Annotated in this window: 11 protein-coding genes and 1 pseudogene; 3 read left to right on the top strand and 9 right to left on the bottom strand. The window is 58.1% G+C overall.

The features are described 5' to 3' along the window. Positions 1-18 precede the first annotated feature (18 nt). A complete protein-coding gene (locus CAL24_RS19225) occupies positions 19-1,203 on the top strand; it encodes a hypothetical protein (protein ID WP_212591744.1) in 1,185 nt (394 codons plus the stop codon). An 11-nt stretch (positions 1,204-1,214) separates the two neighbouring features. Then, positions 1,215-3,329: an ATP-binding protein gene (locus CAL24_RS19220; protein WP_094807618.1), complete on the top strand. Its 2,115-nt coding sequence runs from the start codon at positions 1,215-1,217 to the stop codon at positions 3,327-3,329. Positions 3,330-3,984: 655 nt separating this feature from the next. Here CAL24_RS19220 and CAL24_RS19215 read toward each other — a convergent pair. The 5 genes from CAL24_RS19215 to CAL24_RS19195 are packed head-to-tail and all read right to left on the bottom strand — an operon-like array spanning position 3,985 to position 6,454. Continuing rightward, the gene (locus CAL24_RS19215; protein ID WP_073651901.1) at positions 3,985-4,266 is read right to left on the bottom strand and encodes a hypothetical protein; all 282 of its coding nucleotides are present in this window, start codon (positions 4,264-4,266) and stop codon (positions 3,985-3,987) included. After that, entirely contained in the window at positions 4,253-4,729 is a 477-nt protein-coding gene (locus CAL24_RS19210; protein ID WP_073651900.1) for a putative molybdenum carrier protein, read from the bottom strand. Before CAL24_RS19210 ends, CAL24_RS19215 begins: the two co-directional genes overlap by 14 nt. Beyond that, positions 4,726-5,142 carry a hypothetical protein gene (locus tag CAL24_RS19205; RefSeq protein WP_094807617.1) on the bottom strand — a complete coding sequence of 139 codons (417 nt, stop codon included), beginning with the start codon at positions 5,140-5,142 and terminating at the stop codon, positions 4,726-4,728. The genes CAL24_RS19210 and CAL24_RS19205 overlap by 4 nt, the downstream gene beginning before the upstream one ends. Continuing rightward, on the bottom strand, positions 5,139-5,783 hold the full coding sequence (locus tag CAL24_RS19200) for a hypothetical protein (RefSeq protein ID WP_073651899.1): 645 nt from the start codon (positions 5,781-5,783) through the stop codon (positions 5,139-5,141). Before CAL24_RS19200 ends, CAL24_RS19205 begins: the two co-directional genes overlap by 4 nt. 17 nt (positions 5,784-5,800) lie before the next feature. Then, complete coding sequence (locus CAL24_RS19195) at positions 5,801-6,454, bottom strand: hypothetical protein (RefSeq protein ID WP_073651898.1); 654 nt, start codon at positions 6,452-6,454, stop codon at positions 5,801-5,803. A 143-nt stretch (positions 6,455-6,597) separates the two neighbouring features. On the opposite strand from CAL24_RS19195, the pseudogene CAL24_RS24370 reads away from it, so the two are divergent. After that, positions 6,598-6,839: pseudogene (locus CAL24_RS24370) on the top strand (helix-turn-helix domain-containing protein). 728 nt (positions 6,840-7,567) lie between these two features. On the opposite strand, the gene trfA reads toward CAL24_RS24370, so the two are convergent. The 4 genes from trfA to CAL24_RS19170 all read right to left on the bottom strand — a co-directional run bounded on the left by trfA (position 7,568) and on the right by CAL24_RS19170 (position 10,799). Continuing rightward, positions 7,568-8,440 (bottom strand): plasmid replication initiator TrfA, encoded by an 873-nt coding sequence (trfA, locus tag CAL24_RS19185; protein ID WP_212591743.1) that lies wholly within the window; start codon positions 8,438-8,440, stop codon positions 7,568-7,570. Between the two features lie 35 nt (positions 8,441-8,475). Then, the gene (locus CAL24_RS19180) at positions 8,476-8,688 is read right to left on the bottom strand and encodes a helix-turn-helix transcriptional regulator (RefSeq protein ID WP_058133021.1); all 213 of its coding nucleotides are present in this window, start codon (positions 8,686-8,688) and stop codon (positions 8,476-8,478) included. Between the two features lie 316 nt (positions 8,689-9,004). After that, positions 9,005-9,790, bottom strand: coding sequence for an HpcH/HpaI aldolase family protein (locus CAL24_RS19175; RefSeq protein ID WP_094807616.1), 786 nt, complete (start codon positions 9,788-9,790; stop codon positions 9,005-9,007). A 28-nt stretch (positions 9,791-9,818) separates the two neighbouring features. Beyond that, positions 9,819-10,799: a Bug family tripartite tricarboxylate transporter substrate binding protein gene (locus CAL24_RS19170; protein ID WP_028352624.1), complete on the bottom strand. Its 981-nt coding sequence runs from the start codon at positions 10,797-10,799 to the stop codon at positions 9,819-9,821. Positions 10,800-10,840: the final 41 nt, after the last annotated feature.

The following is a 10,840-nucleotide window of genomic DNA, read 5'->3' as shown; positions in this document are numbered from 1 at the left end:
ACTGTCGGTACGGCGTGAATGCTGGAACTGGCGCGTGGAAAAAAGAATGAAGGGGGAAAAATGATTGACCCAGCCAGCCAGGCCCAACTGAAAGAGGCCATCGCAGACTGCATCGGTACCGACCAAGGGGTGCTGGATGCTCTGCGAGAAGAAATTCAGCCGTTGAAGAGTGCCACGCGCCGAATCCAGCCGCGCGCCACAACGTCGATCTCACTGGTTGGCACCGATGGAGGAAATAACCAGCTTCAGTTCGACCCCTTTCTGATTCAGTTGGTCCGAGTCGTAGATAGCAGCAATAACGAGTACTGCCTGGAAGCAGTTTCGCCCACGACACCGGTGCAGAAACTCAACCAATGCCAATTCGCTGAGGACGGGGCGCCCAAAACGGCACTGGGTGAAATGATGGTTTTCCTGGGAGTAGACAGCCTGCAGGCGCTCTCTCACATGATTCGACCGACGGACAGTGGAAAGCCGGTTTCTCCCAGCTGGGTTCAGGTTTATCGGGAGCTGGTCGAGTGGGCGATCCTATTCAAGATCCTCGATAAAGATTACGGCACTGACACGTTGATCATCTGCGACGGCCTTCTCCGAAGCAAGGTTTTCGCCAAAGACCTATTCCAGCGTCTGCTCCAAGGAATGAAGGAGCGTATCGACAAACAATGGAGCAACAGCCGGCGGCGGGTTTATCTCGCGGGTGTAGCCAAGCACAGCAAGGTGCTTTCTCGGTATCGCTTGGCCATGGCTCTTGAAGGCGTCCTTCAGACTGATTACCCCGCCTACGTCGAGGTACCCCGCGAAGTGGAGGAAAAGGCATACGTTTGGTCGGAGTTCGCACGAGGCGATGACCGTACTGACGAGGGTGGCGAAATCAACAAGTTTGTCGGCGGCAAGATGTTCCTGGTGAAGTTTGGCTCCCACCGCCGCGATCCCGTGTGGCCAATCGACATCTTTGTTCCACAAGTCAGCGAGTCCCAGGCAATTCTCGGGTCAATGCTTGCGGATGCGATCAACGGTTTTCCAGTTCCCCATTACCCACGCTGCCTGCAAAAGGCGCATGAAAATGCGGCGCTGGTCGATTTCGACTTCGATATTTTGCAGGACTTCATCTACGAGGGTGTGCGTTCGAGTCTCGGCGGCGACGCGGCCACATTGGATGCGTTTCAGCTGCAGGACGCCGATCCTGCGCAGCGTCGGTACGGATAAGGGAGGACAATATGGCAGAAATCCAACTCTTTCCCAGAGAACAGGTCGTCGGGATCTTTCGTGGCTTCCAGCAGGGAGGCATGGAATTTCACGCCGACCTTGTTTTGCCGTACCGAAATGAGTTCCAGAACATCCCGATGCACGGGCAATTCCTCATCGTCCAACTGGAGACACCCGATGAGGCGGTGTTGGGTCGCATTGCCTCCTTTTCCTCTGAGGGCAAGCTGTCGTTCGGCTCCGGCGAGGAGTTCAACATCCGTGCAGTTCGCGAGGAAAGACCTATTCCGGAGGATTTGCGTGAGCAGTATCTCAAGTATCGGATCAACATCCGCGTGCTCGGTGTCCTACGCAAGAACGGCAACGGGCTGACATTCGTTCCCTCCCATCGTCGACTTCCCCATGTTGGCAGCAAGGTTGCCTTTCCAAGCGCCGAGGTGTTGCGCGAGATCGCTGGACACAATCTCGATGGCGCCCCCATAGGCCATCTGGCTTTCGGGGAATACATCTACGCTGCCGGTAACAAATCATTCCAATCGCAGGAATGGATGCAGGTGGTCGACCCAGAGGTACTGGTTCGCTTCCCGATCGAGTCCCTTGTCTCTCGCCGCAGCTTCATCTTTGCTCGAGCGGGCTTCGGTAAATCCAACCTCAACAAGCTGCTTTTCTCGAAACTCTACGAAAACACGCCCTTCGTGACCAAGCGCGCAGGCAAGCAGGTCCCTGTGGGCACGGTCATATTTGACCCGGATGGGGAGTATTTCTGGCCAGACGACAAGGGTCGGCCCGGCCTTTGCGATGTCCCAGCGCTGGAAGACAAGGTCGTCGTTTTCACCGACCGAAAGAATCCAAGCCCTTTCTACCAATCGTTCGTTGCTGGCGGTATCAAGCTTGATATCCGTCGCCTTCGCCCTGGCGATGTGATTTCAATTGCGCTCGGGCCAGAGCGCCAAGAACAGCAAAACGTGCGGAAGCTCAGAGGGCTTCCACAAGATCGTTGGGAGTCGTTGGTCAATCTGATAGACGCCAATGGCAACACCGCGCCGCTCGAAGACGTATGTGGACTGCTCGATCTCGAGCCTCAGCGACAGGAGGCCGAGGCACTGGCAGCCCGGGGCAACATGACGGCGATCGTGAAGATGCTGCATGACAAGAGCAGCCAGCTCATGGACATGCTGGTTCATGCGCTTTCCGAGGGAAAACTGTGCGTTATCGACGTCTCTCAGATGCGCGGAGGCCAGTCCTTGGTGCTCTCTGGCCTGATCCTGCGCCGGATCTTCGATCGGAACCAGCAAGAGTTCACGGCCGCTGACCCCAAGACCATTCCGACAATCGCCGTCGTCGAAGAAGCGCAGTCTGTGTTGAACGAGAACGCACCTGCCGCCGAGCCTTACATTGCCTGGGTGAAGGAAGGCCGTAAATACGACCTGGGGGCATTGCTGATCACACAGCAACCCGGCAGCATTCCAGTTGAGATCCTCAGCCAGGGCGACAACTGGTTCATCTTCCATCTGTTGTCCGCAGCCGACCTTACATCCCTGAAACGAGCCAACGCCCATTTCAGTGATGACCTTTTGAGTTCGCTACTCAATGAGCCGATCCCTGGTCAAGGTGTTTTCTGGAGTTCGGTGGGAGGCAAACCTTATCCGGTCAGCCTCCGTGCGCTGTCGTTCGAGAAGATGTATTCAATGCGGGACCATGACTACAACCAACCCATAGGGAATACATATGCGCAAACGCTGCGCAGCACTTTCTCTGGAATGAGGCAGAGTGCTGCGGCAGCTCGGGTTCCAGACGCAAACGCTTCAGGCTCGCTCTTTTCCGCTGAGACTGGTTTCGAAGACTCCGAGCCAGTGGACGTCATGGCAACCATAGAGCAGCGAGCGATTGATGCCTTGCTAGGAGATGCCGACATCCGCCAGAAGCTCGAGTCTTCGAATGGCATGCCTTGGTATGGGGTTCAGCAGTTTCTGATTGACCACCTGCCAGAACACTTGGAAGACCGCCGTCAGTTTGCGTACAACCTAGTTTCAAAGGCGATGAACGCGATTTTCGGCTCACAACCCAGGGGATGGGAGACTTTCAAGAGCACGTCCACGGGCAAGACTTGGATTAAGGCTCACAAGTAACCAGCTGCTGACGCTTGAACAATAAACGATGCATAAAAGATTAATTGGTACCTCCACATGGAGGCTAGTTTTTTTGGCGTAACAACCGCCCTGCGGTTTTGCCTCTCATAGAGCATAGTGTGGTAACTTGGGGCCAAGTGCTACACTATCGCCACCATCCTTGCCACACTTTCAACATCTTGTTTCCACAAAGTTGCCACCCTGCTACCACCATCTAACCACACTGTTCACACAGTAAGCCCGCAGCCTGATCTGATCGCACAGACTGTTTTTCCTGGTCACAAAGGTCTTTGCCCAGTTACTCCCCCGCTTGGGCACAAGATAGGCAATAACAGTCGAGGGATTTGGAATGTACGTTGTGCAACTTTGGAATGTACGTAGCCGGAAATAAGCTTTTCGCTGCCTGATCATGTGCCCGAACAACAAAGCATTGGAAAGAACGTTGTGCCTTGTTGGAAATAACGTAGTGCCAAATAGGGAGTAACGGGGCATGTGACCAGCAAAAAGATGTTGCGATCAGCGCAGCACCATTTGAAAACTCAACTGCTGGAAACAGCGTATTGTTTGTTTACTCAATTGTCGGCCTATCCGCATTGCCGCCGCTGCGGAAATGGGTATCAACCAAGCGGGCGATGTCGCCAATCGGTTGGGTTTGTCAGCATGGGATGGAGCTAATGCCAGCGATCCAGGCCGCACCAGCAGCCAGCGCCTCAGCCTCGCTGGCATAGGTTGTCGATGGGCCGCTGATGATGCAGGGCTCGGTTTCGCCGTCACCTTCCACCGTCCACAGCTCCCAGGTGCCATCGTTTTTCCAGCTGGGGACGGCGGCATAGGGTTTGTCTTTCAGCGCAGCCAGGGCTGCGTCAACTTCGGGGCGAATCTGCAACTCACCCGAGTAGATATAAGGTGTCGCGCAGCGGGCATCAGATCGGTTCATGTTCCGTACTCCAGAAAAGCTCCAGTAGCCCGCTCGCCTGCAGGTAAATACCGGGGTTGCGCGCTTCACTCGGGCCAGCAATGTTGAGAATAGCGATGGGATGTCTAAGCAACCAGTCTTGCCATGCCGCCAACAGCTCTTCTGCAGGGGCATGCACATCGCAAAGCAGCAGCGGTTTACCATGCCTTGTCGCCAGATCGCGAGTGAGCAAGCTGCCACCTTCTAGCCGGCCTCGGTAAATGATCAGCGTAGCATCCGCATCCAGCACATTGCACTTGGTGCGCTGACGATAGCCGCTGGATTCGGTTTCCTGCAGCTGGTAGCGCGCATCCAGGACGCCATCAGCGGCCCGACGGCCCGCCGGGCACCAGCCGCCGTGCGCAATCTTTCGGGCAATAGCGAAATCCAGCGCTGCCCTGTCTACGCCGGTCTGACCCCCAGAGATGATGCGCTGAATGTTCACCCTTGCTCCGTTGCGGCCACCGTGCAGACCAGCTGTACTTCATCATTGGGCTGATCTGCCGAGAGCTGGCCTATGCGCTCGCGCGCGCTGATGAGGTTGACCTGCTTGCGCGCCTGCTGCAGGCTGCGCTTTTCAATCACCGCTGTATAGCTTGCACCCAGCTCACCATCCGGGTCGATGAACAGCTCGATGCGCTGCACCGGCAACCCGAACACCGTGAAGCTGCGCGTCGGCACCAGCGACCAACTGCCGGGAGCATTGGGTGCAATACCGTCCAGCATGTGCAGCGGCAAGGTTTGACGGCATTCCACGGCGGCGGCGATGGCCGGCTCAATGCGCAACCAGTGATCGATATCTGGTGCTTGGCCGTCCATCAGCACAAGCGGCAGGGCGGCAAGTAGCAGTGCGTTCATCCCTTGATGTTCCTGATCCAGAAGCGACGGTCATCGATCGTGAAATTGGAGTCATAGCCGACCAGCGTCAATAGCGAACCCACATAGTAAAGGCCGAACTGATTCATCAACCAGCGTTCCATCGCCGGGTCACTGGGCAACTTGCTGTACGGCGGGGTTGGGCCGTCGGTGCGAACCTGGCCGCTGGTTTTTCCGGAGATGGAAAAGCTCTTCCAGGTGAGCACGAAATTGTTCGACTGTTTCGGCAACTCCGGTGCACATAGCGACAGATTGCTGAAGCGCTCGGAACGCTTGGCGTCGTGCCACAGCACGGCGTCAAAGCGAATGCAATCACTGGCTTTGAGCGTAAGGCTACGGGTCAGCGTCATCTGATCAGCCGGAATTTGCAGATTGCTGATCACTACCTTGGGCCACTCCGGGGCGCGACCGTCGGTAGACAGATTCTGGCGCAAGGCGTTATGCAGTGGAGTCCCCAGCACGCTGTTGCGGTTTGCCGCGCCTGCAGGCGTAGTCACTTGCGACAGACTGGTTCCAATGGCTTGTCCCAGTCCATTCAGAGAGTCCAGCGCCCCCTGCATGTCGGTTGTGGCACATCCCGTCAAGAGAAAAGGAAGCAGCAACAGGCTTCGGTAGTGTTTCATCGTAGTTCCTCGCGAACTTATCCGTTGAAGAGGGCATTGAGCCGGGCACCCCAGGTTTCCGCTGCCCGGCGGCTCATGGGAAAACTGAGCACTGGTCGTTGTGGATCGGCGGTTTGCAGCGCAATGGCGAAGTCTTTGGCGCGTACCGTGCGCTCGAAGGTCGGCGCGCTCATGCCGCTGGCGTTGACCTGTCGGCTACCGCCGTTCATCTCCATGCTCTCGACCTCGCGCCAGGTCATCTGCCAGCCGAGCAGCCAGGAGAAGTCGTGCAGTTTGTATGCGTCATTGACCACATCGCAGGCCGCGATCTTGCGATTCTGGGAGTCAAAAACAAGGAATGCCGGCGCGGGATAACCCAGGAGATGTCCAGCATCGAATGACAGCCCATGCTGGGTGTTGATTCTGGTGACAAGGGCCTGGCAGCGGGCCTGCAGACGCGCCAGAAATCGGAAGGACAGCGCGAAGAGTGCCAGCGAAATCAGCAGATAGAGCATCAGCTCACTGGTCAACAGCCCCCAAAGCGATGTCTGTGACAGGCGCGCAGGCCCCACGCCGAACATCGCCAGTACAAGAATCAGCGTAAGACCAGCGGCAGCGAGACCTGAAAGCCCAGCCACAGGAACTGCCAGCGCCGCCGCTCCCATCCCCGCAGTCTTCCAGACGCTTGCCATACGTCATTTCCTCCATTTTGTTACTTATAGAGGCCATTTTATGGCGCCTGCATTCAATTGTCACTCATAGTGCGGGTACTTATCGGGCGTAGCCCTATAGAGGGGGTACTCATAGAGTCATTTCTCTTTAAGAAGAGAGAAATATGGCCCTTGATCCCCGACTACGCTTCGGCCTGAAGCTGATAGAAATCAGAAAGACCAGAGGGTGGTCGCAAGAACGCCTAGCACTGGAAAGTGGCTTGGCACGCAGCTATCTGGGGGGGGGGTTGAGCGTGGGCAGCGCAACATCGCATTGCTCAACATCTTCAAGCTGGCCGAGGCGCTGGGGGTGGAGCCTTCTGTTCTGCTGGAAGCACCGGCTGCCGGGCAGGAGCCTGCACCGTAACATCGTAACGCTACGTTATCGTAACGTTACGATGTCATCTGAAAGGGACGGGTGGGCTCCGGCCAGGCCCACCGAAGGCATATTGGAAACAGCCGACCCCAAGTAGCCCATCAGGCATTTGAAAAATGCGAGTAGCCCCAGCAAGGGAGCCGGTGGGGAACTCGCTTGCGAGTTATCCACGGGCGGACGCGCAGCGACCGGAGGGAGCGAAGGCTTCTTTTGGTTAAAGAAATGGTTAAAAAGAAGGTTAGCGGCTTTGCTGGTGAAGTTAAATTTTCATTTAAAACAGTAGGTTACGATGGAATTTGATCTGTGTGAGAAGGGCCATCTGTCACGTTTTCATGGGTCATTTGTCACGCTTTTATGGGTCATCTGTCACGCTTTTGAGTTTCAAAATTTATGCCGGCCCAAAATTTCATGGGTCATCTGTCACGAAAATCCACGTTTTTTCAGACATGCTGATGGCGGTCGAGCAGTTATCCACAGACGACCTATCAAGAGCCGCAAGATCGCTGGGTAAGCAGCTCGAAACCGTGACAGATGACCCATAAACTGCAAAACCAACATGGGTCATCTGTCACGCTGCATGGGTCATCTGTCACGAGAAATGGCATCCAAACGTTGTTTCTGTGGATAACTTCGAGTCGCCACTCCGAGGAAAATTTCCGGACTCAATAAAGCCCGCAATTGCGGGCCTAGAAGAAAAGTGTCAAGCTGCTTTTTTCGGATTACCCGTCCCCACAGCAGATGTAGTCATCGCTGGATAGAAAAGCTATCTTGGCAATCTGGGCGGCTTGCACCTCAGCGCATGCCTTTCTTACGGTTCGTCGCCAATCGGCTATGTCTTTGTTGTTTGACCCGCACATGGCGCGAAACCTTGTTAGAGCCAAGGGGTACGGATGCCTGTGGCTTTCAATGTAGTCTGCCAAGCGCCTCGCGACCGGCGACAAGCCCCGGTAGGCAGTCCAAGAATGGCTGGTAAACGTATTGCCAGCAAACAAATAAATTAAGTTGGGATTCATCCAGACTCGATAGTGGGTTGGCTTACCATGCTCGTCGTTGAGCACTATGTAGTTCTGGATGAGTGAAATCGCACCGCTCCTTCCATACGCTTTACTGTTGAGCGCCAGAACTTCACTGGCCTTCAGACGGCTGATGCACTCACGGGCCTTATCGTAATAGCGGCCATTTTTGTGCCAACCGACGTCCGCCACCAAGTTTTTGACGGAAAATTCGAACGGCTCACCGAGCGCCACCTTTTGGGCATAGTTCAGGATTTGCAGCCACACGAGTTCGTCATCTTCTGCGCGGAGTTCGATGCCTGTGTAGAGAATTGAAATGTGCTCGTTGTAATGGAATAGTGTTTCGTGCATGAACGCCCGGCGCGGCACTCGCTTGTTGCCAACAGTAAACAGAGATGATCTTGCGTAGTCATTGGGGATGTGCCGCAGGTCATCTCTGTTTTCCATTGAGTTCGGAAAGATCAGGTCGAGCTGGAACTGCCCGGTTGGAGAGATGCCTCTACTGCTGAGGTAAGCCGAACGTCGCAGTCGATCAATCTGTCCATCAAGAGCTGCGGCTTTTCCTAGGCTGCGCATCATCGACCCCTGCCTTCTGGCCTGCGGAATCGCGGCGATCAGGGATAGACAGCGTTGTTGCTGACAGCGCGGGCGGCAGCGGCCTTCTGTTCGAGCCACGCATCAATCTCGTGCTCAAGCCAGCCGACGACTCTTTTGTTAAGCTGGACGGATACTGGGAATGTCGGATCATCGCGAGTGATCCGCCAGAGCGTTACGTCATTGATGCCGCCAAGCTTTTCGCAGACGGCCTTGCGGCGTAGAATTTTCACTGTCCTTACCTCCTGCACATTGAAAGTCAGTGCAGGAAGTTTCAGGTAGTGACCCAGGAGCGGTCACGGACTCCCAGAAGGGAATTTTTGCGACAAAAAATCCGAAGGTGACGAAGCGGCCTGAACAAACGATAAAGAGGCCTCGCTTCGTACAGCAACGATCAAAGTGTATATATAAGTGACTACAAAGTGAGGCAAAGCAAGGGTAATACCACATCTAGCAACGCTTTGCGGCCGCATTTTTTGTTTAACGTCTGATCCCCGCCCCCACCGCGCGGCGCAGCCCTTTGCTGCGCCGCGCGTCTCCCCGCTCCCCTCAATACCGCAGTCCCGTATCCCGCCCGGCCGCGGCGGCCTGGGCCAGCGCGCGGGTGATGATGCTGGTGGATACGTTGGCGAAGTAGCGCGCGCCCAGGGCGCCGTATTTCTGTTCGTCCTCGGGCGTCAGCGCGATGATGCCGGGGCATTTGCCGGCCTGGGCGATGGCGCGCAGGCCTTGTTCGATGGCTTGCTGCACCGGGGCCGCGTTCCAGTCGCTGCCGTGGCCCATGGCGTGCGCCAGGTCGTTGGGGCCGATGAAGACCGCGTCCACCCCGTCCACCTGCGCGATGTCCGCCGCCGCCGCGATGCCGCGCGGCGATTCGATCATGGCGATCAGGCAGATGCCGTCGTTGCTGCGCTGGGTGTGGCCGGCGCCGCCGAAGGCGCCGTAGCCGGCCGCGCGCGTGCTGAAGGCGCTGCCGCGCTGGCCCAGCGGCGGATAGCGGACCAGGCCGGCCAGGCGGCGCGCCTGCTCGGCGCTTTCCACCATCGGTATCTGCACGGCGCTGGCGCCCATGTCGAGGATGCGCGGCAGGTCGTGCTCGAAGCAGCGCACCACCGGCACGATGCCGGCCGCGCGCGCGGCGCGCAGCATGTGCTCGGTGGTGCCCAGGCCGGCGCTGCCGTGCTCGTTGTCCAGGATGATGAAGTCGAAGCCGGCGTAGGCGCACATCTCGACGATGGCCGGGCTGGGCAGGCCGTTGAACAGGCCCCGCACCGGCTTGCCGCCGCGCAGCATGGCCGGCAGGCGGCCGTCCAGAGGAAAGCGGGAGTCGCTCATTCAGGTCTCCAATAAACAGTGGCGAAGGTCAGTCGGCCTGGATGCCGGCGTCTTCGATCACTTTGCGCCATTTTTCGATTTCGCTGCGCTGGAACTGCGCGAATTCGGCGGGGCCGCGGCCGTCCGGCGCGACGCCCAGCGTCAGCAGCTTGGCGCGCACTTCCGGCGTCTGGACGATGGCGGCGATTTCGCGCGCCAGGCGTTCGACAATGGGCGCCGGGGTGCCGGCCGGCACGAAGATGCCCTGCCAGGACTGCATCTCGAAGCCCGGCAGGCCCAGCTCGGCCAGCGGGCGGGCCTGTGGCAGGTCGGCCAGCGGCTTGGCCGAGGTAACGCCCAGCACCTTGACGCGCTTGGCGTCGATCATGGGGCGGGCGGCGGCGACGGTGTCGAACACCATGTCGATCTGGCCGCCGATCAGGTCCACCATCGACTGCGAACCGCCTTTGTACGCGATCTGCCGCAGGCGCGTGTGCGAGATGGACTGGAACAGCTGGCCGGAGAGGTGCTGCGAGGTGCCGGCGCCGGCGGTGCCGTAGGTGAGTTCGTCGGGGCGGGCGCGGGCGGCGTCGATGACTTGCTGGACGCTGTCGAACGGGCTGTCGGCGCGCACCACCAGCGCGTTGCTGACCATGCCCACCAGCGCGACCGGCGTGAAGTCCTTGACCGGGTCGTAGCCCAGTGACTTGATGAAGAACGGGTTGACCGCGTGCGTGGTGATGGTGCCGCCGGCGATGGTGTAGCCGTCCGGCTTGGCGCGCGCGGCCAGCTGCGTGCCGACGATGCCGGACACGCCCGGCTTGTTCTCGATGATGACGGACTGGCCCAGCCGGGCGCCGAGCTGTTCGGCCAGCAGGCGGGCCACGCCGTCGCTGACGCCGCCGGGCGAGAACGGCACGATGTACTGGATGTTCTTGGCCGGCCAGGCCTGGGCGTCCTGGGCCTGGGCCGGGGCGGAGCACCCGAGGGCCGCCGCGGCGGCCAGGGTGCCTAGGAAAAAGCTGCGCATTGATGTGTCTCCTATGGATGAATGGCAGGCGGGATGCAGGC

Source organism: Bordetella genomosp. 2 (assembly GCF_002261345.1).
Lineage (GTDB): Bacteria > Pseudomonadota > Gammaproteobacteria > Burkholderiales > Burkholderiaceae_B > Bordetella_A.
Note: the sequence above shows the minus strand (reverse complement) of the source record. Positions and strands in the feature narration are given on the sequence as shown.